General features: G+C 39.2%; 23 protein-coding genes, 2 pseudogenes and 1 riboswitch. Of the genes and pseudogenes, 5 read left to right on the top strand and 20 right to left on the bottom strand.

Annotated elements, in window-relative coordinates; translation table 11 throughout:
* Positions 1-149 precede the first annotated feature (149 nt).
* Positions 150-353, bottom strand: coding sequence for a hypothetical protein (locus tag WYK_RS13145; RefSeq protein WP_040374945.1), 204 nt, complete (start codon positions 351-353; stop codon positions 150-152).
* Positions 354-612: 259 nt separating this feature from the next.
* Here WYK_RS13145 and WYK_RS13140 point away from each other — a divergent pair, with 259 nt between their 5' ends.
* Positions 613-1,845, top strand: a complete 1,233-nt coding sequence (locus WYK_RS13140; RefSeq protein ID WP_040374944.1) for an aminopeptidase — start codon at positions 613-615, stop codon at positions 1,843-1,845.
* Positions 1,846-1,901: 56 nt separating this feature from the next.
* On the opposite strand, the gene WYK_RS13135 is transcribed toward WYK_RS13140, so the two are convergent.
* Positions 1,902-3,323 (bottom strand): phospholipase D-like domain-containing protein, encoded by a 1,422-nt coding sequence (locus WYK_RS13135; protein WP_040374943.1) that lies wholly within the window; start codon positions 3,321-3,323, stop codon positions 1,902-1,904.
* Between the two features lie 405 nt (positions 3,324-3,728).
* Between WYK_RS13135 and WYK_RS13130 the strand changes: the two genes are divergently transcribed.
* The gene (locus WYK_RS13130; protein WP_040374942.1) at positions 3,729-4,346 is read left to right on the top strand and encodes a hypothetical protein; all 618 of its coding nucleotides are present in this window, start codon (positions 3,729-3,731) and stop codon (positions 4,344-4,346) included.
* A gap of 51 nt (positions 4,347-4,397) precedes the next feature.
* Here the strand turns inward: WYK_RS13130 and WYK_RS13125 are convergent.
* The 11 genes and pseudogenes from WYK_RS13125 to WYK_RS13075 all read right to left on the bottom strand — a co-directional run bounded on the left by WYK_RS13125 (position 4,398) and on the right by WYK_RS13075 (position 15,403).
* Positions 4,398-4,985 (bottom strand): annotated as a pseudogene (locus WYK_RS13125) (YdcF family protein).
* Between the two features lie 82 nt (positions 4,986-5,067).
* Positions 5,068-5,847, bottom strand: a complete 780-nt coding sequence (locus tag WYK_RS13120; protein ID WP_040374941.1) for a serine hydrolase — start codon at positions 5,845-5,847, stop codon at positions 5,068-5,070.
* A gap of 15 nt (positions 5,848-5,862) precedes the next feature.
* Positions 5,863-6,870, bottom strand: a complete 1,008-nt coding sequence (locus WYK_RS13115; protein WP_040374940.1) for an ABC transporter ATP-binding protein — start codon at positions 6,868-6,870, stop codon at positions 5,863-5,865.
* A 1-nt stretch (position 6,871) separates the two neighbouring features.
* Positions 6,872-7,792, bottom strand: a complete 921-nt coding sequence (locus WYK_RS13110) for a C40 family peptidase (protein ID WP_040374939.1) — start codon at positions 7,790-7,792, stop codon at positions 6,872-6,874.
* Positions 7,782-8,885, bottom strand: coding sequence for a mandelate racemase/muconate lactonizing enzyme family protein (locus WYK_RS13105; RefSeq protein WP_040374938.1), 1,104 nt, complete (start codon positions 8,883-8,885; stop codon positions 7,782-7,784). The genes WYK_RS13110 and WYK_RS13105 overlap by 11 nt, the downstream gene beginning before the upstream one ends.
* Positions 8,886-8,996: 111 nt before the next feature.
* A complete protein-coding gene (locus WYK_RS13100) occupies positions 8,997-9,917 on the bottom strand; it encodes a S66 peptidase family protein (RefSeq protein WP_040374937.1) in 921 nt (306 codons plus the stop codon).
* 82 nt (positions 9,918-9,999) lie between these two features.
* On the bottom strand, positions 10,000-11,622 hold the full coding sequence (locus WYK_RS13095) for a peptide ABC transporter substrate-binding protein (RefSeq protein WP_040374936.1): 1,623 nt from the start codon (positions 11,620-11,622) through the stop codon (positions 10,000-10,002).
* Positions 11,623-11,669: 47 nt separating this feature from the next.
* Entirely contained in the window at positions 11,670-12,677 is a 1,008-nt protein-coding gene (locus WYK_RS13090) for an ABC transporter ATP-binding protein (protein WP_040374935.1), read from the bottom strand.
* Positions 12,678-12,682: 5 nt separating this feature from the next.
* Entirely contained in the window at positions 12,683-13,633 is a 951-nt protein-coding gene (locus WYK_RS13085; protein WP_040374934.1) for an ABC transporter permease, read from the bottom strand.
* Positions 13,633-14,565, bottom strand: coding sequence for an ABC transporter permease (locus WYK_RS13080; protein WP_040374933.1), 933 nt, complete (start codon positions 14,563-14,565; stop codon positions 13,633-13,635). The genes WYK_RS13085 and WYK_RS13080 overlap by 1 nt, the downstream gene beginning before the upstream one ends.
* Before the next feature lie 13 nt (positions 14,566-14,578).
* Positions 14,579-15,403: a M55 family metallopeptidase gene (locus tag WYK_RS13075; protein WP_040374932.1), complete on the bottom strand. Its 825-nt coding sequence runs from the start codon at positions 15,401-15,403 to the stop codon at positions 14,579-14,581.
* A 393-nt stretch (positions 15,404-15,796) separates the two neighbouring features.
* Between WYK_RS13075 and WYK_RS13070 the strand changes: the two genes are divergently transcribed.
* On the top strand, positions 15,797-17,185 hold the full coding sequence (locus WYK_RS13070) for an amino acid permease (RefSeq protein ID WP_040374931.1): 1,389 nt from the start codon (positions 15,797-15,799) through the stop codon (positions 17,183-17,185).
* 55 nt (positions 17,186-17,240) lie between these two features.
* Here the strand turns inward: WYK_RS13070 and WYK_RS13065 are convergent, their stop codons facing one another.
* The 7 genes and pseudogenes from WYK_RS13065 to WYK_RS13040 form a co-directional block, all read right to left on the bottom strand.
* Complete coding sequence (locus tag WYK_RS13065; protein ID WP_051387506.1) at positions 17,241-17,999, bottom strand: CPBP family intramembrane glutamic endopeptidase; 759 nt, start codon at positions 17,997-17,999, stop codon at positions 17,241-17,243.
* Positions 18,000-18,279: 280 nt separating this feature from the next.
* A complete protein-coding gene (locus WYK_RS25655) occupies positions 18,280-18,372 on the bottom strand; it encodes a putative holin-like toxin (protein ID WP_235782502.1) in 93 nt (30 codons plus the stop codon).
* Positions 18,373-18,485: 113 nt separating this feature from the next.
* Positions 18,486-19,043: a 6-phospho-3-hexuloisomerase gene (gene hxlB, locus WYK_RS13060; RefSeq protein WP_040374930.1), complete on the bottom strand. Its 558-nt coding sequence runs from the start codon at positions 19,041-19,043 to the stop codon at positions 18,486-18,488.
* Positions 19,040-19,684 (bottom strand): 3-hexulose-6-phosphate synthase, encoded by a 645-nt coding sequence (gene hxlA, locus WYK_RS13055; RefSeq protein ID WP_040374929.1) that lies wholly within the window; start codon positions 19,682-19,684, stop codon positions 19,040-19,042. The genes hxlB and hxlA overlap by 4 nt, the downstream gene beginning before the upstream one ends.
* Before the next feature lie 129 nt (positions 19,685-19,813).
* Positions 19,814-20,178, bottom strand: a pseudogene (locus WYK_RS13050) (winged helix-turn-helix transcriptional regulator).
* A gap of 220 nt (positions 20,179-20,398) precedes the next feature.
* Positions 20,399-21,481 (bottom strand): dimethylsulfone monooxygenase SfnG, encoded by a 1,083-nt coding sequence (sfnG, locus tag WYK_RS13045; RefSeq protein WP_040374928.1) that lies wholly within the window; start codon positions 21,479-21,481, stop codon positions 20,399-20,401.
* A 101-nt stretch (positions 21,482-21,582) separates the two neighbouring features.
* A riboswitch (SAM riboswitch) is annotated at positions 21,583-21,684 on the bottom strand.
* 201 nt (positions 21,685-21,885) lie between these two features.
* The gene (locus WYK_RS13040) at positions 21,886-22,086 is read right to left on the bottom strand and encodes a cold-shock protein (protein WP_034304915.1); all 201 of its coding nucleotides are present in this window, start codon (positions 22,084-22,086) and stop codon (positions 21,886-21,888) included.
* Between the two features lie 498 nt (positions 22,087-22,584).
* Between WYK_RS13040 and WYK_RS13035 the strand changes: the two genes are divergently transcribed.
* Complete coding sequence (locus tag WYK_RS13035; protein WP_040374927.1) at positions 22,585-23,466, top strand: hypothetical protein; 882 nt, start codon at positions 22,585-22,587, stop codon at positions 23,464-23,466.
* A gap of 175 nt (positions 23,467-23,641) precedes the next feature.
* Positions 23,642-24,772: a CAP domain-containing protein gene (locus tag WYK_RS13030; protein ID WP_040374926.1), complete on the top strand. Its 1,131-nt coding sequence runs from the start codon at positions 23,642-23,644 to the stop codon at positions 24,770-24,772.
* Positions 24,773-24,791: the final 19 nt, after the last annotated feature.

The following is a 24,791-nucleotide window of genomic DNA, read 5'->3' as shown; positions in this document are numbered from 1 at the left end:
GTAAAGCGATTGACAGGTGGATAGGCAATTCCCTTCGGCGTTGCCTCTTGCATCCGTATAATTCTTGCAATCTCCTTATGAATAACAGGTTTCCAGTGAATTGTGCGACGGGAGTTTTGTATAAAAAACGTGCTGACTATTCTTACTGTTTATTTACCCAGAATTGACAACACCGGCATCATTACCGTAGGATCAATTCCTAATGAAGCGAGCAAAATAACTGCCGTGATTACGATAACTAAGAGGATAGCCGGCATCCATGCTCTAATAACCAGTGAATATCCTTCACATTTTGTTTTATAAGCCTCGGCTGCTTTTTTGGTAATACGCGGGTTCTTTTGCTTTTTCAGCATAACCGACATACCTCCTATAATGGGAAGTTGCGGGCTAGGAAACCTGTACATTTTTATTATACCAATTTTTTACACTTATCCCCTGTGCCATTTGATTTATTTATTATTCAAAAACATACAACGAATAGTTAAAAGGATATATTTTCCTTTAAAAATCGACAAATGAATCTTATCTTGAAGGAAAACAGTTGAAAAAGTTTCTTTTTTCTGAATTTATAGCTACAATAAAATAGATGATTTTGAAAGGGGATATTTGACTATGAATCGTTTTAAAGAGAATTTAGAAAATTATGCAGAACTTGCCGTTAAAGTTGGCGTCAATGTACAACCTGGGCAGACTCTAGTTGTCAACACGACACTTGAAGGAGCAGAGCTTGTTCGTATTATAGTCAGAAAAGCCTATGAAATTGGAGCCCGTAACGTGATCGTGAATTGGAATGATGATATCGTTAATCGAACCAAATTTGAATTGGCTCCTGATGAAATTTTCAACGAATATCCCGAATGGCGTGCAAAAGAAACCATTGAGCTATCCGAAAATGGAGCAGCTTTCTTATCAGTCATTTCCAGCAGTCCTGACCTATTAAAAGACGTCAAAAGGGAACGGATTGCCAATTCCCAAAAAGCTTCTGGAATGGCATTGAAGAAATGGCGTCAATATATGCAATCAGACAAAATCAGCTGGTCAATCGTAGCAGTCCCATCGCAAGCTTGGGCAGATAAAGTCTTCCCAGATGAAGCAGAAGAAAATAGAATAGAAAAGCTTTGGGATGCAATCTTCACCGCTACAAGAGCTGATGTAGATCAACCAGTAGAAGCATGGAAGAAACATGACGAAACACTCCATGAAAAAGTGGACTACCTTAATGAAAAAAATTATCAAAAACTCCATTACACCGCACCTGGTACTGATTTAACCATTGAACTTCCAGAAAAACATCTATGGGTTGGCGCTGGCAGCATTAATGAAAAAGGACATTCCTTCATGGCGAATATGCCGACCGAAGAAGTCTTCACTGTTCCATTAAAAACAGGAGTGAACGGAACCGTTACGAGTACTAAACCGCTTAGCTACAGCGGGAATATTATTAACCACTTCAGCATTACCTTTAAAGAGGGGCGGATTGTTGACGTCAAAGCTGAACAAGGCGAAGAAATCCTTAAGCAATTGGTTGAAACCGATGAAGGTTCCCACTACCTTGGCGAAGTTGCACTGGTACCCTTCCATTCACCTATTTCTGAATCGAATATTCTATTCTACAACACGCTATTCGACGAAAACGCCTCTAACCATCTAGCTATCGGAAGCTCTTATGCTTTCTGTATTGAAGGCGGAAAAAACATGAATCAGCAAGAACTTGCTGAAAACGGACTTAACGAAAGCCTTACACACGTTGACTTCATGATTGGCTCTGCCGAAATGAACATCGACGGCATCAAACCTGACGGATCAAGCGAACCTGTCTTCCGTAATGGGGATTGGGCGTTTTAATAAACAAAACAAACCAGCTGCTGTTTCTACCTAGAAACACGCAGCTGGTTTGTTTATTAAATCAGTCTTCTCCATAATATTGTGATTTTCGAAAGGGCATGCAGGAAGGTTCCTTTGATTATAGGTTCTTTTTCTTTTCGTTCTTCAGCTGACTCGATGTACTGTTTGTTTTCTGCCACAAGGATGCTGTTGTCGGTTATTTTCTTTTCTATGGCATTTGTCAGCTGATCTGCAAATGCAGAGCTGTCAATCAAGACCATGGAGTCGGTATTTAAAAAGGCTGAGCGCGAGTCTAGATTAAATGAACCGACAGCACTTAAGTTCTGGTCATAGACAATTGATTTTCCGTGTATGGAATATGGTTTTTGATACTCATATAGCTTTACGCCTGTTTGAACGATGTCGTCTCTCGTTCCGAGGTAGCCGGAAAAGGCCATGATATTAGGCGTTGATTTAACAGAGTTCGTGAGAATCGTCCATTCCACTGAAGAATTTGTTTTTTGTGGTATAACCTTTTTCATTGGTTTAGTGGGAATGATATAGGGACTTTGTATGATGACTGATTTTTGTGCTCTTTCTGCAAGGATGCTAAGTGTTTGCCAGACGATAGGCTGTTTGTGGAAACGTTCAATCGGATTATGAATAAATGACACATGATTGGCTTTTACACTCGATTGTTCCCAATTAATCGATGAGCTGACAAATTCCCGTTGTTCGCTAACAGCGTTTTTGTATGTAGTTGTTAACGCCGCACTGCTTTCCTTCCCTTTTTTCTTTTGCCGTTTTGAAAGATCAGAATAGGGTTTATTCGTATAAGGATGACTCCACAAATCACTCATATACCTGTGCATTTGAACAATAACACTTCCTGTATCCTGTTTAGCATTATAAATAAGTAAATCCCGGTCATATACAAAATCCTCAGGAGGTTTCTTTGCTAAATATTTGTCCCCTATGTTTCTGCCTCCAATGATGCTTAGCTTCTGATCAACAGTCATAATTTTATCGTGGAGACGGTTATGCCAAGTCCAAGGCTTCAAGTAATTAATGGATTCATAATACCTTAGTTCAATGTTTTTATGTAAGGCCAGAGCATAGCGGGCATCGCTCATTTTTCCTCTCAGTCCATGACAGATCCCATCCAATAAAACGCGAATGCGGACGCCTCGATCAGCTGCATCCAAAAGAGCTCCAAGAAATAACTCTGTTGTTTCACCTTTTCCCAATGAATAATAGGCTATATCAATAGATTGTTCAGCTTCTTTGATCATTTGAATTCGAGCTATGCCTGAATCATAACCATTTTCAAGAAGCAAGACTCGATCCTTCGAATCCTTACCCAAAAATGAAGGCACATTTTTTAGGTTGTCTTCTTTTTCGATAGGAATATAAAAGATTGCCACGGCAGTTACACATACGTAAAACACATAGATAAGCAAAACCAAGAGGAATACTTTACTCAGTTTTTTTACGGACATAGCTGATTCCTCTCTTAGCGAATTTTACCTTACTATTTGTTTTAAGCACTCACTCTATACCTTCATTAGCTTTATGTATATTCAAACTATGTATTACTCTTTGCCTGGTTCTCCCTCTTCTCAATCTTCGTTAATTTCCAATTTGCTTTTGATTGAACTGATACTGAGCACATTGTTGTTCTAAACGGTCCTATAACCTAATTAACCGTACATCCCATTGAAGGGGTAAAACGCCAAAATTGATAAAAAGGTATTTAACTTAAAATAAAGTCATAAATAATAAAGTTGGTTAATTTTATTCAACTGTTCAGTAACTTGATAAAGGATTTTTTCCGAGTGAACTAGGCCTTTAAATGAGTATAGGACGATAATGAACTATTCTTTGTTTGAAAGGTGGTTTCATTTGTGACACAATCATCAAAAACTATTACTGCTTCTGCATTACGCGGAACGGCATCTGGTGTAATTTTCATGGCGGTTTTCGGTACTCTATGGGCGTATACAGGAATTATGGGATTAGAAGGCTTGGGAGGTCCATTATTGTTACTTACTGCCGTGGCCATTGGTATAGCACTAATCAGCTGCGGAGTTTCATTAATCCGAGCAACGGGGGAATTGACAAATCAGGTCTCAAAAGAAGACCTAAGGCGCGGGAAGCGTAGAAGGGTTTGGTTTAACGTTATTTTTGCGGCAGAGGGTTTGGCCATAGCAATCACGATTGCTGTCAGTAATGTTACTCGTCACACTGAACTTATACCGGTTCTAATAGCTATCATTGTCGGTGTTCATTTTCTCCCGTTGGCTTCTCTATTCCACGTCAAACTCTATTATTTTACAGGCGCACTGCTTTGTTTACTAGCTATTAGTACATTGCTGTTTTTACCTGCAAAAATCTCACTGGGGGAGCATCAGATTAATACATTTATGTCTGTAGTTGGGTTTGGCTCTGCCTTAATCTTGTGGGGAACTAGTCTTGCAATTTGGCTGATGGGCAGAAGCTTAAAATATTCTACAATAAAATGAACGTTAATTTCGTAAATAACTGTAGATATTTTAGTAGTTTAACTAGAATACTTATCTAAAAAGACTCCATAGATAAAACTTAGTAATCGCCATGTATTCCCGTACATATGTTTTAAAGATTATAACTCCTGGTGTTTTTGCTGGGATGCCGCCGATATCCAGATCATATTGTTCAGCTATTTTTACGGCACGATAAATATGGAAGTCATTTGTAACGAGTAACCCTTTTTCTTTATCTGCAGGGATTAACTGCTTTGAGTATTTAATGTTTTCGTCTGTCGTTGTTGATTGATCTTCTAAAATGATCCGGCTGGTATCAATACCTTGTGCGATTAACTCTGTTTGCATCGCCGCTGCTTCTGTAATGTCCTATCCAGGACCTTTTCCACCCGAGACAATAACAATCGTCATCGGGTTTTCCTTTAGATAGTTGGCAGCTTCATCAATTCGATACTGCAGAGCAAGAGATGGTACATTTCCTTTTACTCTTGCTCCAAGTATGATGAGATAATCCGCTTCCTTTAAAACCTCACGATGACTAAACGTGTGAATTTTTGTATGCAAAAATGTTATATATACACTTCCCGCTAAAAGAATCGCAACGAGTAGTTTAATCAATCTTCTTTTTTTCACATTCATACTTACTATTCTCCTTATCTTTTATTGTAATAATATACCATAAAAAAAACAGTGCATTCGTATGAATGGCACTGTTTTTATTTTATTCCACTAGGTCATCATAAATCAATTTACCGATTTGGCTGATGAGTTGTCGGCTTTCTTCACTTGAAGAAATCTGGTCAGTAAGAATGGCCGCGTAGACCGTTTCCGATCCGTATCGAATAATAGCTGCATCGTGAGAAACACCGTCAAGGGAACCGGTCTTATTTGCGATTTTCACTTCGTTCCCCATCATGGCAGGCAGTTTGTCGCAAAACTGCTGTTTTTCCATGATCTCTAGGATTTGCTGTCTGCTTGACGAAAGCAGCTCGTCACCCTTATGGATGGCTTTTAAACAGGTGACGATATCTGCTGCTGTTGTAATGTTTTCACGGCCGTCTGCAGCTGCCTGAAAATCCATCATTCGCCTTTGCAGCATAGTATCTTTCATCCCTAGATCATCCATACAGGTATTAAAGTTTTCCATTCCAAGCAAGCTGATCAGCATGTTCGTTGCAGTGTTATCAGAAACTATTGTCATGAGAACAAGCAAGTCTTTAACTGTTAAATGAAGTGAATTAGATAGGGCTGACAACACACCAGATCCACCTGCCACATCCCCTTGAATAAAGGGAACATGTTGAGTAAAAGCAATTTTATTTTTTTCTACTTGCCGAAAGCCTTCCACAAGCATTGGGATTTTGATTAGACTCGCAGATTGATAGATATCATGACTGTTGTATTCGATGACTTGTTCGTCTTTTTCAATTTTATAGCTGATTCTGCCGTCGAATAGCTGAACTAATTCGATTATATCTTTTTCAATAGTCGGTAACGACATCTAGTCTCCTTCTTTCTACTTGCTTACAGCTACTGTGCTGAAGTCACCTTGAGAATATTTTTTATTATATAAATGACAGGCTACATAATGTCCCGTTTCAATTTCCTGCCACTCCGGCTTATGTGCAGCGCACGTGTCCATTGCATAAGGACAACGAGTCCGGAACACACATCCGCTCGGAGGATCAACTGGGCTGGGCAGTTCTCCTTCTAGGATAATCCGCTCTCTTTGGTCTTCGATATCTGGATCGGGTATCGGTATGGCCGAAAGCAGCGCTTTTGTATATGGATGCAGGGGTTCTTTATATAGCTGACGGCTGTCCGTCAGCTCAACAATATGTCCGAGATACATTACGGCAATTCTGCTTGAAATCTGTTTAACCATCGACAAATCGTGCGCTATGAAGAGATAGGTCAGCCCTTTCTCCTTTTGGAGACGTTTTAGCAGGTTAACCACCTGTGCCTGAACAGACACATCTAGTGCCGAAATGGGTTCGTCAGCAATGATAAATTCGGGATTTAGCGCCAGCGCTCGGGCTATACCGATTCGTTGTCTTTGACCGCCGCTGAATTCATGCGGATAACGGTCCGCATGGTCACGATTTAACCCGACATCCTCAAGCAGCTCCTGCACCCTCTCCAATCGTTCCTTTTTATCTGGATATAATCCATGAACCTCCATTGGTTCGGAGATTATTTCCCTGACTGTTGAACGAGGATTCAAGGAAGCATAAGGATCTTGAAAAATCATCTGCATATTACGATAAAAAGAAAATCGTTCTTTTTCATTCATATTATGGATATTTTTCCCTTTAAAAATAACTTCCCCGTCCGTTTGATCATAAAGGCCGATAATTGTCCGTCCTGCCGTCGATTTACCACAGCCAGATTCTCCAACAACACCAAAGGTTTCTCCCTTTAATACTTTAAAAGATATTCCATCGACCGCTTTTAATGTTTCTCCTTTACCTAAAGAGAAATGTTTTTTTAAGTTTTTTACTTCTAAGAGCGTTTGATCTTCCATTCTATTCCTCCGTCCCAGTCCAATAACGGCAGGCTCCGCAAAGCTCTTTTTCATATATGGTTCCTGCAAGATCGATAATTTCGATACTTCTCCCCGTATTGGGTGAATGCAGTAATTTGCCCTCGCCGTAATATAGACCAACATGATGTAGTGTTCCTTTTCCTTCTTCATATGCAAAGAACAATAAATCTCCAGGTTCTATGTCTTCAAGGTTTACCTGCACTCCTTGTGTAGATTGATCGTCTGCATCGCGTGGAATCTCGTACCCATTCGCTTTACACATACTGAACGTGAATCCAGAGCAATCATAGCCATAACTGCTAGTGCCGCCCCATAAATAAGGAAGACCCAAAAATTTCTCGCCGCTGTTAATGATTTGCTGTCCCATTCCCATCTGTCTGTTTGCGAGTGATGATAGTATTTCTACGTCATTGGCTTTCATGACCCCTATCCCTGCTGGTAATTGAACAACGATCTCATCCTGTTTATCTTCTAGAATAGGAAGAACTGTTTGATAACTAAGCTTCATCATTTCCGTTTCATCTTCCGAATAGATAACAGTTTGCTTACTCGTTACTACAGCTACCTTATCGTCAAGATTCCAATCTTTTACCTCTGTCAATTGAATACTAGGAATCCAACCTGGATAACCACGAGGATGCTTTTTTGTGGGCTGCCCCAGAAGGATGATCTCTGACCAACCGTCTATTTCATGGATAACCTCAACTTCTTCGCCAATTAGGGCTTGTGTTTGTAATAGGTTTTGGTCACACAGCGCCAACCTATTATCGTAAGTCATTTCGTCCAGCCACTCTTCAAGGAATACAGGATTAGAAATTGCTTGTCTGTCAATCTCCCTCACGCTATCCGGATTTGTCCAAATACCTGCAACAGGTACATTGATGATATACTTAGTTCCCATCCCCTGCACCTCCAGTTAAATCAATGCTTTTAATGCCTAATCCAGGAATATCGCTTAACCTAATGTTTCTTCCTTGGTAGATAATTCCGCCATTAATTATGTCTTTGGACAGCATTAATGGTGCATCAAAATCATAGCGCGTTATATTTTTTTTACTAGCTGCAAAATGAGCCGCAGCACTAATACCAAGCTTTGTTTCAATCATACTTCCCATCATGCATTCGACACCGCATACTTCTGCCATACTATTGATGGCTTGAGCTTGATGGATGCCGCCTGCTTTCATCAGCTTAATGTTTATTAAATCGGCACTTCTCGTTTTTAATACTTCGAAGGCCTGTTTAGGTGTAAAAACAGCTTCATCTGCCATAATCAGTGTATCGACAGCATCTGTCACCTGCTTCATTCCCTGTATATCCCATGCTTTAACAGGCTGCTCAACGAGTTCAATTTGTAAATCGAGATCCTCCATTTTTCGGATTACTCGAATAGCTTCTTTCGGCTCCCAGCCTTGATTCGCATCGAGTCTGATCACGACATCTTTACCAATCTGTTCTCTGATGGCTGAAATCCGATCAATATCTGTTGAACTATCATCTTTTCCGACTTTAATTTTCAACACATTGAAGCCTTGCTGAATGTACGAAACAGCATCTTCAGCCATTTCTTGAGGACTATTAACACTTACGGTATAGTCGGTATCAAGTTTGTCTCGATAACCGCCTAGAAATTGATAGAGCGGCATATTAGCATGCTGTGATAAACAATCATAAACCGCCATATCTACCGCAGCTTTTGCACTTGAATGACCGACAATACTTGCATTCATTTCCCGGAAAATATCTTCATAATTCGACAAACTTCTTCCTATTAAAACAGGTTTGATAACAGTTTGAATAGTTGTCTCGATACTTTGTAAACTATCTCCTGTAATAACAAGCGTTGGCGGTGCTTCTCCCCAACCAATCACGCCAGTATCACAAATGATTTTCACATAAATAGCTTCCGCTGTATTAACTGTCCGTAAGGCGGTTTTAAATGGCTTTATTAAAGGAACAGCGATCTTAAACGTATCCATTTGGACAATTTTCATATGATGACCTTCCTTCTATGAGTATGTCTGAATTTATATGAGGGGATATAGATTGAAATTAGGCTGAAATACTCGATATTCCCGTCTGTGACCTTACGGTATTGTTCTAAACTATTCGACTCCCGCTGATACAATGAACTCTTTTTTATCCGCATCAAGTGTTGCAACAACGCCCAGCGGTATGGAGATATTAGGTGAACAATGACCGATTTTGAAGCCTGAAAGCGCCGGTTTATTTACAAACTTAAGATAATAATTAAGTACTTCATCCAGCGATAAACTCAAATTTCTTGAAGGAACACAATTGGCAAAATCGCCAATTACGATACCCGCGGCCTGACTCAACTTTCCACTCATATATAATTGATTCAGCATCCTATCTATTGCACGTGGTTCTTCATTGACATCCTCAATCAGCAGCAGTTTTCCCACTGTGTCCAGTTCAAACTGCGTGCCAAGGGTACTTGTTAATAATGACAAATTTCCGCCGATCAACTGTCCGCTCGCTTTTCCGCTAACGACAGTATGTAGAGGAGAAATTTCTTCATTGTAGGTAAACTCCTCCGGTGCAAAAAGCTGTGAAAATAATTTTTTTGATAACTCGTCAACTTCTTCCTTCCCAATGTCTGAAGCCAACATCGGTCCATGAAATGTGACCAAGCCCGTTTTTTTCAAAAAAGCTTGATGTAAAAAAGTAATATCACTATAACCCCAAAATATTTTTGGATTCGCTGCCACTAAGGAATAATCAATTCTGTCTGCAATTCGTGCGGTTCCATACCCGCCTCCGGCACAGATAATCGCTTTGACTTCATCATCTTGGAACATGGTATGTAAATCTTCTATTCTTTCATTATCTGATCCTGCTAAATAACCATTTATTTGTTCTACATGCTGACCCATTTTCACTTTTAACCCTAAATCCGATAGAAAGGCCAGAGACCGTTGTAAATTTTCAAGATTCGGCGGACTTGCAGGCGCAATAATTCCAACAGTATCTCCCCTTTGCAGCCGGCTTGGTTTAACGATCATGTTTCTCACATCCTTATCTTATCCAGAATGGGGATGTCCAAGGAACATCCCCATTCTGCCAGTAGTCTTGGATCATTTCAAATTAATTTTTATCTGCCCATTTCAATTCCATATAACCAACTGGATGACGGACAATATCTGTTACACCTTCACCAAAAAGGGAAACTTGGTTATAGAAGTGAATGGGAACAAACGGTGCTTCTTCCATAAGGAATTTTTCAGCTTTATACATTAATTCATAACGTTTGGCTTCATCTTTTTCATTTTTAGCATCTTTAATTAACTGATCGTATTCTTTATTTCCCCAACCTGTACGATTGTTCGGGTGACCAGTTTGGAAATTTTCTACAAAGTTAATTGGATCTGCATAGTCAGCAATGAACGAGCTGCGGGCAAATTGGTATTTTAAAGCTTTTTGATCTGTTGCGAATACATTGGCTTCCACACTTGCTAATTTGACCTCGACGCCAAGGTTATCTTTAAACATTTGCTGCATAGCCTCAGCAATTTTTTGATGGGTATCAAGTGTACTGTATGTTAACGTTACTTCTGGAAGCTTCTCGTATCCTTCTTCTTTTAATCCTTTTTCTAATAATTCTTTTGCTTGCTTAACATCGGTTTTAATTAAATCGCCATTCGTTTCTCTGAAATCTTTTCCAGATGGATCTTCAAATCCATTTGAAACATACCCATATGCTGGTTTATGTTCATTTTTTACTACATAGTCTACAAGCTGTGCTTGATCAACAGCTAAGGCAAACGCTTTTCGAATATTTTTATTTTGGAAAGGCTCCATGGTTACATTGAAGCGGTAAAAATACAGTCCTGCTTGGTCATCAATTTTTACTTTGTCATCTTTCATAAGCTGTTCACTTAAATCAGGCGGTATAGCAGATACATCCAACTCATTTTTTTGGAACATTTGGTATGCAGTGTTTCTGTCATCAATAATCGCCCAATTTACTTGATCAAGTTTCACACTTTTCTTATCCCAATACGTATCATTTTTCTTCATAACAAAGTGACTGTCATGCACCCACTCCGTTAAATTAAACGGCCCATTGCCAACGAAACTATCCGCTTCAGCAAACCATTGCGGATTCTCAGTAGCTACTTTTTCATTCACTGGGAAAAAGGCAGGGTTTGTAATGACACTAAGAAAGTATGCTTGAGGACTTGTTAACGTGACTTCAAACGTCTTTTCATCAACAGCTTTTACTTTCACATCATCTGCTGTACCTTCTCCCGTATTATAAGCTTCTCCACCTTCAATGAAGTAGCCTAAGAACGCTGCTCCGGAACCAGTCTCAGCATTAAGCAGTCTTTTCCAAGCGAAGACAAAATCTCCTGCTGTAACATCATCACCATTAGACCATTTAGCATCTTTACGAAGATTGAATGTATACGTTTTGCCATCGTCTGATACTTTCCAGTCTTCAGCCATTGCCCCTTCTGGTTTATTGTCTTTTCCCAGTCTGGTTAACCCCTCCATCAGATTGTTCAATGGATCCCAAGATTTAATATCATACCCGATCACAGGGTCAAACGAAGTGGGTTCTGATTCATTATTAAGATAAAGGATTTTTTCCTTTTTACTATTCTTGTCTTCCCCTTCTTTCTTTTCTGTACCGGCATTTTCGTTAGCCGTACAAGCAGCAAGTGCAAATACCATGATTATAAGCAGTAACATCGATAGTTTTTTCATTTTCTTCCCCCTTAATTTTTATAAAAACCACTCCACCGGAATGATTATTAACTAATTGTTATAACCGGTACAGCCAGTTTCCGAGCTCGTTGGTCCTGTAACCAGCAATGCACTTGATGCTGCTCCGACAGCTTCGTTTCAATCGGATAAACTCGGCTGCATACTTCCATAGCTGATTCACATCTTGCCGTAAATGGACAGCCTGTTGGAGGAGCAAATAAATCTGGTGGTGAGCCCGCTATTGGAATCAGCTCAGCATCCTCCCTGTCCAATCTTGGAACCGATTGTAACAGCCCCCTTGTATATGGGTGCTGGGGATTATAAAAGATTTCTCTTCTTGTGCCGGTCTCAACAATTTTACCTGCATACATAACCGCAATTCGGTCAGCGACTTGTGCTACTACTCCTAGATCATGTGTAATAAGAACGATCGATACACCGGTTCGATTTTGGATATCTCTAAAAAGTTCAAGAATTTGTGCCTGAATTGTCACATCAAGAGCTGTGGTTGGTTCATCGGCAATCAAAATTTCTGGCTGACAAATCAAAGCCATTGCAATCATAATTCGCTGACGCATACCGCCGCTGAACTGGTGAGGATATTGCTTCATTCTTGATTCAGGAACGGGAATCCCTACCAGATTCAGCATGTCAATGGCCTTCGCTTTTGCTTGAGTCCGCGCTATTTTTTCGTGTTGAATAATTCCTTCAATAATTTGCTCTCCAACAGTCAATGTTGGATTTAAGGCTGTCATTGGATCTTGAAAGATCATGGAAATATCTGCTCCGCGGACATTACGCCACTCTTTTTCTGGTAAACTCGTTAAATCACGATTTTTAAAGATAATTTCTCCGCCGGCAATTTTACCAGGAGGCGATGGAATCAATCCCATAATGGCCTGTGAAGTCACACTTTTACCACAGCCTGATTCTCCTACAATGGCCAGCGTCTCTCCTTTTAAAAGATCAAAGGTTACCCCGCGAACCGCTTGAACTTCACCACCAAATGTCTTAAATGCGACTTGAAGGTCTTTCACTTGAAGGATTTTTTCCATGCTGCTTACCTCCTCATTTTTGGATCTAGTGCGTCCTGGAGTCCGTCTCCCAGCACGTTAAATGCAAACATTGTTACAGAGATGAAGAATGCCGGGAAAAATAATCTCCACCAATAACCCGTTAAGATAGATGATAACCCCTCATCAGCCATCATTCCCCAGCTGGTGAACGGTGGTTGAATACCAAGACCTAAGAAACTTAAAAAAGCTTCTGCAAATATCGCGGCTGGTACCGTCAAAGTCATTTGTACGATAATCGGCCCCATTGTATTGGGTAGTAAGTTTTTTCGAATAATTCGACCTGTTTTGGTCCCAAATGTTTTAGAAGCCAATACAAATTCATAGTTTTTTATTTGTAAAACCTGCCCGCGAACAATCCGTGCCATTCCAATCCATCCTGTTACCGATAAGGCAACAATGATTGTCGCAAGACCCGGCCCCATTACAACCATTAACAAGATGACAACCAATAGATGCGGCAGACCATACAGAACTTCAATAATACGCATCATGAAATTGTCGATTTTACCGCCTTTATAACCTGAAAACCCTCCATATGTAACACCGACAATAAAGTCTATTAATGCTGCCGCCACACCGACAAATAACGAAACCCGAGCTCCATACCAAGTCCGTGTAAACACATCTCGGCCCAATCCATCTGTTCCAAACCAATAGGTAGTGGATGGTGGTAAGTTTTGGTCCTGCAGCTTTTGATCTAAACCATGCTGGGAAATTAATGGACCGAATATGGCCATAAAAACGACAAACAGTAAGAAGAAAAGTCCTAGAATAGCAAGCTTATTTTTTAATAGCCGATACCAAGCATCCTTCCAATAGGAAAGACTTGGCCTTGTAACCTTTTCTGCCTGTTCAATATCCTTTGCCCTTGGAGTAAACCACTCATCGGGGATGTCCGGGGTGATGAGTGAATTCTGTTTCTTACGCAGTTCCATTATCTCCCCTCCTTCTTATGCAGTTTTATTCGTGGATCGAGAAGTCCATAGGCGATGTCGACCAAAAAAAGCATGATGATTAGGATCGCACTATAGAAAACCGTTGTTCCCATGATAACGGGGTAATCACGGTTGCTGATACTTTCAACAAAATATCTTCCCATACCTGGAATAGCAAAGATTTTTTCAATGACAAACGTTCCGGTTAAAATACTGGCGGCAAGCGTCCCCAAAACCGTTACTACCGGAAGCATCGCATTTCTTAATGCATGTTTAAATACAATCTTAACTGGTGATAATCCTTTTGCTTTCGCTGTTCTTATGTAATCTTGTGTTAATACCTCAAGCATACTCGCGCGAGTCAGCCGGGCAATGATCGCCATTGGCCCTGTTGCAAGTGCAAGTGTTGGCAGTACCATATGCATTGGACTTTGCCATGTTGCTGCCGGAAAAATCTCATAGGTGACAGCTAATTGTTGAATTAGCAAAGTGGCTAGGACAAAGTTCGGTATGGAAATGCCTAAAACAGCAATGGTCATAGCTAAGTAATCAACGAAACCATTGTGACGAAGCGCCGCAATAATTCCAAGAAACAAGCCAGAAACGATTGCTGTGACTAACGTGATAAAGCCAAGTTCAAAAGATATTGGAAACCCTCTTTCAAGCATCGCATTTACTGAATCTGATGATCGTTTGATCGATGGACCGAAATCAAATGTAACCAGTGACTTCATATAGATTCCATACTGTACATACAGAGGTTCATCTAAATGAAAATACGCCTCTAGGTTTTTTTGAATTGCCTCGTTTGTTGTTCTTTCTTCATTAAATGGTGACCCTGGTACGGAATGCATAAGGAAAAATGTCAGCGTAACAATCAGCCACAGTGTCACTAGCATAGCTCCTAGCCGCTTTAATATGTAAGAAGTCATACGCTAATCCTCCCTAGCAAAATGTTGTCTTCATCGCTAATTCTGTCATGACAAGCATGGCCTGGTATGCTTCTAAAATATCTTTTGCCTGAAAACGAACAGTGGTTGTTCCAGGTACCAATTCTGTTCCGGGCATTAAGTTTGCCCATTCAGCTTGTCCATAATTAGCAAATTCGATTGCTAAAAGTGGATTGTTCGGAGGGATAAGAGGTTTTACTTTGTCTTTGTTTTTTAGAGCAAGCGCAGTTTTTTCCTTTAAAAGCTCTTGAGCTTTAGCTGGGGTGAGTGTCGTGACGGCGGAACGGGAGATCGTTTTCTTCACTATGGCTGTCGTGATATTAGGAATAAGCTGTTCTGCTTCTAAAGCGGCACGATCATCTCCCGCTGCCATTAAGATTGGAACGCCATAATGACCGGCAACGTACGCATTAAATCCTAATTCTCCGATGGTTACATCATTTATGTACATATTTCTGACTCCAAAAATCATAGAGTGTGACATAACCCCCGGTACGGAAGCTCTTGCATGATACCCGGTAAAAATCGCTCCTGTGAAGGAAGAATCAAGGCCTTGTACCATAGAATAAGGCTTAACATCCCCTGTAATCACTTGTGTTTCTGGATGAAACCTCTCTATAAGCAAATTGTTCATTTTGGAATGACTATCATTTACAAACACTTCCTTGCAGCCCGACTTGAAGGCTGACTCGACCACCGCATTTGCCTCATCTGTCATAATAATTCGACTTCGCTCATAATTATGCTTCCCAGAATCAACTTGGGTATAATCTACTAAACCCGTAATCCCTTCCATATCCACAGATATAAATAATTTCATGATAGTTCCTCCTGTTGGAAGTATTTAAATATTCTATAAATTATATTTCAAAAAGGAATTTTTTTCAATCTAATTATACATACTATTCTTAATTATTTATCTATTTAAATTATGCTAGTCTATTGGAAAACAACTCACATAACTCTTATTTTCTAACTATTGTGATGATTTTCATTTATTTTACTTTGATGTTTTAGTTATTTACCACTTTACCAGACTAAAATATTGTATTATACTGACAAAGTATTAAGGTAGTTATTTAAATTTTTTACAGACTATATATCATATGACTACATTGTTTTTTAACTGATACATTTGGCAGGATTCTACTGCTTCTTATAAGTAAAAACACATGGGAATATCAAAAAAATTGATTCATTAGAAAGGTAGATTATGATGGATAAAAAATGGGGATTGTGGATACTAACCACATTCGTAATTGGAAATATGGTCGGCAGTGGGATCTTCATCCTTCCAGCAACTCTAGCCGTTGATTCAAGTCCACTTGGTTCAACACTTGCTTGGGCAGTAACTGGAATAGGGGTATTATTTATCGCTTTAGTCTTTGGAAATTTAGCCGTACGTAAGCCCGAACTGAAAGCTGGACCTCAAAGCTATGCACAGGATATGTTTTCTTCACCAAAAACCGGTCGGATTGCGGGATATAGTATGGCTTGGGGATATTGGGCAGCAAACTGGGCAGCTACTGCTTCTGTAATCATTTCATTTGCCGGTTACCTAACAACCTTTTTCCCAGTTATGCAAAGCAATAAAATTTGGTTTACTATAGGAAACTACTCAGTGGAAGTCGGTAAAGGACTTACCTTCATCATTTGTTCTGCAGCACTATGGGGTATTCAATTAATTTTATCCAGAAGCTTTAACAGTGCTGGTAAGCTCAATTTAGCAGCAACGATAACAAAAGTGTTAGGATTTGCCTTCTTTATTATTGCAGCACTATTTATCTTTGATGCTTCTAACCTTGGCGGAAGCGCTGAATATATCGACCCTTCCGGCAATCCTTTGTCACTAGGCGGTCAAATTAATTCAGCAGCAATCTCTACGCTCTGGGCGTTTATTGGGATTGAAGCAGCTGTTATGCTATCAAACCGGGCTAAATCACAAAATGATGTTAAAAAGGCAACAATTATCGGTCTGATCGTATCTCTAATCATCTATATGGGCATTACCCTCTTAACAATGGGGGCATTATCTCAAGAAGAGTTACGTGGTTCACAAAAACCACTTGCAGATGCGTTGGAGCAGGTGATTGGCAGCGGCGGCAGTTACCTGATGTCTGGTTTAGCTATTATCTCTTTACTTGGCTCTGCAATTGGTTGGATCGTTGTCAGCTCTGAAGTACCATATCAAGCGGCAAAGGTAAACTTATTTCCAGCCTTTTTCGCTAAAACTAACAAAAATGGCACACCCATTCGCTCCATGACCTTAACGAACATTATGACTCAGCTGTTTTTATTCTCGACTATCTCGGTAACTGTTACTCAAGCCTATAAGTTTTCAATGACAATTGCGACATTAGCGTACTTAATTCCATACCTAGTTTCTGCTGTATACCAGCTTAAACTCGTTATCACGGGTGACACCTATGACTTAACGAAAAGAGCAAGGAAAATTGACGGTGTCATTACCGCAATTGCTCTATTCTATTCGATTTGGGTCATTAAAACTGGTACGGCTAATATGACTACATTCTTACTTGGAATCGGATTATTTGTCTTCGGATTACTAATCTATCCACTCTGGATGAAGAAAAAGATATAATTACATTTAAAAGAAAAAATGACCATCCCTTCGAAATGAGAGGATGGTCATTTTTTTATACAAATTCGTTAGCTGAAGGTTTAAATTTTTTTGTGACTAATAAATAAAATACGATAAATAAAACGACGTCCATAAAAAATGAGACAGCAGGGTTATTCCCGGCAACAGTAAATAGTGCAGGAACAGAACCGCCAACCGAATCAGCATCAGCTAAGAACCAAAAAAGGAACATATTATTCGCTGCATGTGCCCCTATCGATAGCTCAGAACTGCCAACTTTCACAGCGATAAACGTCAGCATAAAGCCAACAAACACATAGTCCAGCCCCACCCAAATTGCGGAACGCTCCATTTCCGGATTAGCAAAATGTAATGAACCAAAAATGATTGCCATGATGATTGACAGTATAACTGGGTTTCTGCTCAGTTTTGCAATCCATTGTAATAAGAAGCCTCTAAAGAATAATTCTTCGACAGTGGTTTGAATCGGTGTTAAAAATAAAACAACGATAAAAAGGAAAAGAAATTTAGAACCATCAAATTCGTTCCAAATATAATGCTCAGGAAATATTAAGAAATAAATGAATTGAAGCATCAATAAAAGCGCAAAGAAAAGCCCGAATCCACTAAAGATTTGTTTCCACTGAATGTGTGCGGCCCCTGTTACAAGTGTTCTAAGTTTACGTTTATGAACGATTCTAATGGAAAACCAGATACCTAAGAACCAAAAGACATAAAGTAAATTTAAGAATAACAAATCAATAGTAGGGTCCATCCCCACTATTTCACCTGTTTCCAGATCCGAGATGGGCATCACTTCCATTCATTGTCGAATAAATAAAACCTAAAATTAAATAAAGAAAACTACCTGCAAATATAGAAGCAATTATAATAACTGAAGACAGCAGGTATCTCTTCCAGCTATTATTACCTGGAATATTAAATAAGAAATGATTAATCTAAAGTCCCCCCTATGTATCTATTTCTTTTCCCTATTGTAACTATATGGGAATCTGATTGATTTGTATATAGTCGTACGAACAACTATAAAAAAAGCGGGTAATATCCCTCTCCCGCTTCACTCTTTTAATGAATTAGAATTTTTTATCATCGTCATGAAACTGGAGTATAGCGATCACAAACATCCCAAAGCTGATCATCAAGGACAAAATTTCAATGGTTTCCATTTAGTTATCGCCTCCTTGTTTACATGTTCTCCACATCCAGGTTTGTCCTATACACTCGTTTTAACGACAAAAAAACCCCCCTGTATAAAAATACAGAGGGGATTTTTCATTTTTCATTCCAAGTTCGCATGCTGCCCATACATGGTTTGACCATTGAGTTCCTTTTTATCCATAAGCGCTAAAATGACTGCATCATATACCAGCAAAAGGCTTTGTTCAAACAAAGATCCCATCGGCTGGATTGATTGGTACTCAGTACTCTCACTGTCTTTTGGCTTGGCAGGAATCTGAACAGTAATATCACATATGTTTGCTAATTTTGAATCAGCATTAATTGTGATTGCTGCACAAATTGCTTCAAGGCTTTTGGCTTTTTCAGCCATCGCGATTAAGCTTTTTGTTGTGCCTGAACCAGAGCCTGCAATCAGAAGATCGGCTTTTCCGATTCCAGGTGTTATTGTTTCACCTACAACAAAGGCTTGTACGCCCATATGCATCAAGCGCATCGCAAAGGATTTCGCCATGAACCCTGAGCGTCCAGCACCAGCTACAAAGACTTTCTCTGCCCTCAGGACAGCGTTGACAAGTTGATCTAACTCATCAGCAGAAACCTTAGCCAAAGTCTGCTCAAGTTCACTTACAATCACTTTGGTGTAATTAACTGTGTTCATGCTTTAACGGAAGCCTGCTTCACCATTTGCTGCATTTGAGCTGCTACCGCTTTTTTATCATCCACACCCGTAATACCGCCGCCTACAATTACTAGATCTGGCTCAGCAGCAAGTACTTCAGCTAAGGTATCAAGTTTAATTCCGCCTGCTACAGCTGTTTTAGCTTGTTTTACAACTTTTTTAATAGTACGAAGCTGTTCAAAAGAATTTTCACCTTCTGCTTGAAGGTCATAACCGGTATGAACACAAATATAATCGACTCCAAGTGCATCAATTTCTTGTGCGCGCTGTGCAATGTCTTTTACATTTATCATATCAATTAAGATTTTACTGCCATGTTTTTTTGCTTCCTCCACAGCTCCAGTAATAGTTGCATCATCCGTAGCCCCTAATATTGTTACAATATCAGCTCCTGCTTCTGAAGCCTTCATTACTTCATAGCCGCCTGCGTCCATGACTTTTAAATCAGCAAGAACTTTTAATGAAGGAAAAGCAGTTTTCATTTCTTTAACCGCTCTTAGCCCCTCATTAATAACGACTGGTGTTCCAATTTCTACGATATCAATAAATTCAGCAACCTCTGCCACGATTTCTTTTGCTTCTTCTATATTTACAAGATCTAATGCTAATTGTAATTCCAATCTATTCACTCTCCTTATGAATTTTATCTTTCATGTTGTTAATGTCATTCTAAATCAATGTACAAGTGATGAGAAGTACGCACTTTTTCCGCATATAGTGCGAAAAAGTATACTAAGCAAAAACAATATCTAATGACTTTCTAATATTTCCACCACTTTGTCAACAGAAGTAGTGTCCATATACTCTTTACCCCAATTATACATCGCTTCCAAAATAGGCATTAACGTTTCACCGCGCTCGGTTAATGAATATTCAACCTTTGGAGGGACAACAGGATAAACCTCCCGATGAAGGATTAAATCATCTTCTAGTTCGCGCAATTGGCTGGCAAGCATCCGCTGAGTAATACCAGGTATCATTTTTTTAATTCTCCAAAGCGTTTGGTGCCTTCTCTTCCTAAATGCCACAGGATAAGCATTTTCCACTTGCCTCCAATGATCGACAAGGTCAATTCTTTTTCACAATTAAACGTTTTTCCATATAAATGTCCCAACTCTTCACCCCAATTATTCTCTGCGTTAATTGAATAAAGTATACACGTTAGTTGAAATCATGTACAGGATGACGAGTTGGTTTATCCCTTTTCCTATCTTTCTTCTTAACAGCAAATTTCTTTCGTACATATTAATGGAACTTTCCTGTTCGTTTAAAAGTAACTTCAGCGGCTAAAAAAAATCCATATCCCATAAATGGGGTATGGATTTAGGAATGATTTAAACTAGAGATACTGTGAGTGCTGCTTCTTTTTTGCGGACTAAGGGAATCACTTCTTGACCAAAACGTTCTAAATCTTCCTCATAATGGAAATAACCAGTTAGTAGTAAATCTATCCCCAGTTTCTTAAGTTCAATAATCCGGTCTGCTACTTGCTCAGCCGTACCAATCAATCCTGTTTTAAATCCATCGTTATATTGTACAAGATCTTCGAGCGTTGACTCCGCCCACATGCCGTCTTTATCCTTGGTTGACTGCCCTGCATCCTTCACGCTGTTTTTAAAGCCTTCAACGGCCTTTGAATCTCCATGACTTATAATGTCTCGCAACAATGCGATTGCTTCTTCTTCCGTATCTCGTACAATTACAAAGCCATTTGCAGCAAATTTGACCTCTCGCCCCTCTTTTGCTGCCCTCGCTTTCACATCATCTATTTGCTTTTTAAACCCTTCAAGTGTATTGCCGTTCATAAAATAATAATCCGATACTCTTGCGGCCATCGCTCTTGCTGCTTCCGAATTCCCACCTTGAAAAATAGGAATACCTTCTCTCCCCTTTGGTTTTGGTTTAAAAGGAGCTTGATTAATTCGGTAAAAGTCGCCTTTATATGTTGTTTCTTCTTCTTTCCAAAGCGAACGAAGAACATCGATAAACTCTTCAGAACGGCGGTATCGTTCATCATGATCAAGCCAGTGCTCACCATAACCTGTGAATTCCTTTTTAAACCACCCGCTAACGATGTTAACCGCTACCCGCCCATTGCTAATATGATCGAGTGTTGCCAGCATCTTTGCATATACCGCAGGATGCCACAATCCTGGATGTACAGCCGATATAAGGTGCAATTTTTCAGTGACACTTGCTAAAGCAGACGCTAAAGTAATTGCTTCTAGTTGGTTCTCAGCTCCGTAACTTGCAATAAAACGTGTTTGCAATAATGCATATTCAAAACCATTTTTCTCAGCTATTTGTGCATAGCGCTTATTCGCTTCAAAACTCCAGTCTGTTCTTTGCGGCAGCTTGGAAATGACTAATCCCCCGCTTACGTTCGGTACCCAATAGGCAAATTTCAATTGTGTCATCTTCTTTCCTCCCCTTTAAATCGTATACATCGTACAGAAAACAACAAAAAGCCCTCCTCAATGAGAAGGGCAAAGTACAAATAAATACCACGTACCACCACATCTCATCTTCAGGACACCATGGTCCTTCTGAATTTGGCACCGTACTCTGGCCGGTTGCCGAGGCTTCACAGGGTCAGTCCCTCCGCCTCTCTTGATAAGATCAATATTAAATTCTCTATAAACTTACACGTATACATTATGGATGTCAATAAACAAATGAAATATTCCGACTTTTCTGATCGAATTAACAACTATTTTCCTACCTTTGACCGTTTCGTCAAAGATGAAATGCCAGCAACAGCCTTTTAGGCACAAAAAAACAGGCTCTATAAATAGAGCCTGTTCTATATGATGGATCAATATTATGCTTTTTGAACGTTAGAAGCTTGGGGTCCACGTTGACCTTGTTCTACTTCAAAAGTAACTTCTTGACCTTCGTCTAAAGATTTGAAACCTTCGCTTTGGATAGCTGAGAAATGTACGAATACATCGTCTCCGTTTTCGCGTTCGATGAAGCCAAATCCTTTTTCTGCGTTAAACCATTTTACTTTACCTTGTTCCATTTTTGTTGCCTCCTAGTGCGTTTTACACACAATGTATTACTATTCTTGCTCTAAGTTACATATCGAGACGAAAAGTAAAAACTTTTTGTAATCGTAGTACCGAACAAAAATAATTCTTATTTAGAATAACAGGAAAATACCCAAAAAGCAAATCAAATAAATGAAAATAATTATAAAGTCCTGTCATTTTTTATTTCCTCTTATATAATACAGCCAAAGGTAATTATAATCTTATTGAAGATACGGAGACAATCTATAAAAATCACTAGACGCTACAACGTTTTGTTTGAAATTAAGGGCAGAAATACATTTCGACAGTCAGAAGAAATAAGGAAAGAACCATGGCGAAGATTGACGAAAAACTTATTATATTGTGGAGATAATCTTTGCTAAAATAAAAAAATGTAAAAAGGAAAAAAATACACTATCTTATTTCTGAAACACTCTTTATAATAAACAAATGAATTAGCAAAATAAAGTAATTTCTGGGAGGATATCATGTATAACTGGATTGGAAGCAAGCCGACTTTTTCACAAAAATCGTTGATCAGTCAGTTTGAACCCCTATTGCTTGAAGCTGAAAAAAACTGCCTTCATTCTGATGAGGTAATATTAAAAGCAATTGAAGCGGAATTTGTGAAGAACGAAACAAAAGTCTTTGGCCTGTTAATCCTAACAAGTCGGTATTTTGCTTTTCTGGGGCTGAACGAATATTTTAGATACAGTCTTGAAGAACTGCTGGACTACCGTTTTGATACAGATATCAACAATAAAGACAATTGGAATTTATCATTCCTTACAAATCACGGGCACTTAAACTATGAAAATATTAATAAAAATGAGGATTCAAAAGAATTTCTTGATGCACTGGAAATGAAATTTGCGCATCCTGAATATACAATACAAACAACTGTCACACATGATTTTAAATACTTGCTGACTGCTGAACGTTTGCATGATTATCATATTAAAAACATCCAAGTCACCCCTTTCCTGCTCAAGCGGGATAACATGGGAATTAGTAAAAACGGAATAAGAATGCTTCAGGAGCTACATCCTAGTGCCAAGTTTATTTCCGAAGGATACTACCAGGACGAACAAAAAGTTGGAAACTTTATTACGATTGATAAAGACATACTATTGTATGAATATAATAATAAAACACGTAGTGCTGCTCTCATTAAAAAGTGGCCGCTTACCTTCTTCAATGGAATGCCAGTGAATCATGGCAGAATGGAAACAGAAATAGCGGATCCTTCCGGTAAGTTAGTCATCAGTGACAACGGCAGGTTCTGTGAGACTCTATTGGCCAAAATGGGCATTACCTTGACTAAACAACAGAAAAAATGGCAAAAACTTTTTAGCTTTAAAATCAGCTGATTTAAAAGAGGGTGACACCGAACGGCCAACGTTCTAGTGTCACCCTCTTTTTTTACTTAATTTACTAGAGCTCCAATGTTTCATTTATTTATTAAAAAAAGATAAAATAGTTTGATACAACTTTTTAAATGGATACAACTATACACGTTACTATATAAAGTTAGGAGGAGAATATTTGAAACGGTTGATTAAATTAATCATTGTATGCTTTATTCTAGCTGGCGTCTGGAATTTGTACGGCGACCATTTAAAGAACGGCAATTATCAAGCTGCCTATATAGATGCTAAGACAGATATTATAGCTATCAAAGAAAATCCTACTGTTATCTCTACTTATGAACGTTTACAAACTGGATTTTCTACGTTGATTGATAAATTGGATCAAAAAATGGACCCTGAGTCGAAGTTCAAGTCAAAGTCAGTGGAAAAACCTGATTTAACCTCACCGACTACTCAATCATTCTCTGTTTATAACATCGAAATTGGTGATTCTAAGGAAAAGGTTGAGAAACAGGTTGGGAAGGCTAAACGATCGTCTATCAATGAGTATGGTGTGAACTGGCACGCTTATCATACTGATTATCAAAATTTCTTTATGGCCGCTTACAACGATGCAGGGAAGGTAGCTGGGCTGTATACTAATCAGGACTTAATTACTTCTAAATCAGGAATCACACTGAATAGTTCTAAAGATAAAGCACTTAAGCTTCTTGGTGAACCACTTACGTCTATGCGAAAAGGTATCGTTACTTATCAGATGCAAGACACGCAGGAGTCTACCCTCTTCAAACTCGATGACAACTATATTACTATTTTTTACGATAAACATGAAAATGATCACGTTACGGCGATTCAAATCATATCTGCCGATCTTGAAAAGCAAAAAAAGACATTCTATCCTGAACCGAATGATGAACTTAAAGAAGGATTTGAATATCAATTATTTGATTTGACTAATGCTGCTCGAGTCACCCACGGCCTTAACTTCCTAACTTGGAATGAAGTCGTTAAGGACACTGCCCGTAAGCACAGTGCTGATATGGCTAAGAATAATTACTTTAACCATACTAACCTCCGAGGTGAGTCTCCATTCGACCGAATGAAAGCTGACAACATCCGTTTTAGCACAGCTGGGGAAAACCTAGCTACTGGACAGCTCAGCAGTATCTTTGCCCATGAGGGGCTTATGAACTCGCTTGGCCACCGAGAAAACATCCTGCAGAAGGACTTTAGAGAATTAGGCGTTGGTGTCGACTTCAGTTCAGACAAACGACCCTATTATACCGAAAATTTTGTAACTAAATAAAAAAAGTTGTACCTTTTTT

This window comes from Peribacillus psychrosaccharolyticus ATCC 23296 (assembly GCF_000305495.1).
Lineage (GTDB): Bacteria > Bacillota > Bacilli > Bacillales > DSM-1321 > Peribacillus > Peribacillus psychrosaccharolyticus.
Note: the sequence above shows the minus strand (reverse complement) of the source record. Positions and strands in the feature narration are given on the sequence as shown.

Coding starts and splice junctions, on each gene's coding strand:
- WYK_RS13115 (WP_040374940.1), bottom strand. CDS start 6,870: ATGGAAGATCAAACGCTCTTAGAAGTAAAAAACTTAAAAAAACATTTC.
- WYK_RS13120 (WP_040374941.1), bottom strand. CDS start 5,847: ATGTCGTTACCGACTATTGAAAAAGATATAATCGAATTAGTTCAGCTA.
- WYK_RS13145 (WP_040374945.1), bottom strand. CDS start 353: ATGCTGAAAAAGCAAAAGAACCCGCGTATTACCAAAAAAGCAGCCGAG.
- WYK_RS13065 (WP_051387506.1), bottom strand. CDS start 17,999: ATGCCCATCTCGGATCTGGAAACAGGTGAAATAGTGGGGATGGACCCT.
- WYK_RS13085 (WP_040374934.1), bottom strand. CDS start 13,633: ATGGAACTGCGTAAGAAACAGAATTCACTCATCACCCCGGACATCCCC.
- WYK_RS13080 (WP_040374933.1), bottom strand. CDS start 14,565: ATGACTTCTTACATATTAAAGCGGCTAGGAGCTATGCTAGTGACACTG.
- WYK_RS13135 (WP_040374943.1), bottom strand. CDS start 3,323: ATGTCCGTAAAAAAACTGAGTAAAGTATTCCTCTTGGTTTTGCTTATC.
- WYK_RS13095 (WP_040374936.1), bottom strand. CDS start 11,622: ATGAAAAAACTATCGATGTTACTGCTTATAATCATGGTATTTGCACTT.
- WYK_RS25655 (WP_235782502.1), bottom strand. CDS start 18,372: ATGGAAACCATTGAAATTTTGTCCTTGATGATCAGCTTTGGGATGTTT.
- WYK_RS13105 (WP_040374938.1), bottom strand. CDS start 8,885: ATGAAAATTGTCCAAATGGATACGTTTAAGATCGCTGTTCCTTTAATA.
- WYK_RS13040 (WP_034304915.1), bottom strand. CDS start 22,086: ATGGAACAAGGTAAAGTAAAATGGTTTAACGCAGAAAAAGGATTTGGC.
- WYK_RS13035 (WP_040374927.1), top strand. CDS start 22,585: ATGTATAACTGGATTGGAAGCAAGCCGACTTTTTCACAAAAATCGTTG.
- WYK_RS13070 (WP_040374931.1), top strand. CDS start 15,797: ATGATGGATAAAAAATGGGGATTGTGGATACTAACCACATTCGTAATT.
- WYK_RS13140 (WP_040374944.1), top strand. CDS start 613: ATGAATCGTTTTAAAGAGAATTTAGAAAATTATGCAGAACTTGCCGTT.
- sfnG (WP_040374928.1), bottom strand. CDS start 21,481: ATGACACAATTGAAATTTGCCTATTGGGTACCGAACGTAAGCGGGGGA.
- WYK_RS13090 (WP_040374935.1), bottom strand. CDS start 12,677: ATGGAAAAAATCCTTCAAGTGAAAGACCTTCAAGTCGCATTTAAGACA.
- WYK_RS13110 (WP_040374939.1), bottom strand. CDS start 7,792: ATGGGAACTAAGTATATCATCAATGTACCTGTTGCAGGTATTTGGACA.
- hxlB (WP_040374930.1), bottom strand. CDS start 19,043: ATGAACACAGTTAATTACACCAAAGTGATTGTAAGTGAACTTGAGCAG.
- WYK_RS13075 (WP_040374932.1), bottom strand. CDS start 15,403: ATGAAATTATTTATATCTGTGGATATGGAAGGGATTACGGGTTTAGTA.
- WYK_RS13100 (WP_040374937.1), bottom strand. CDS start 9,917: ATGATCGTTAAACCAAGCCGGCTGCAAAGGGGAGATACTGTTGGAATT.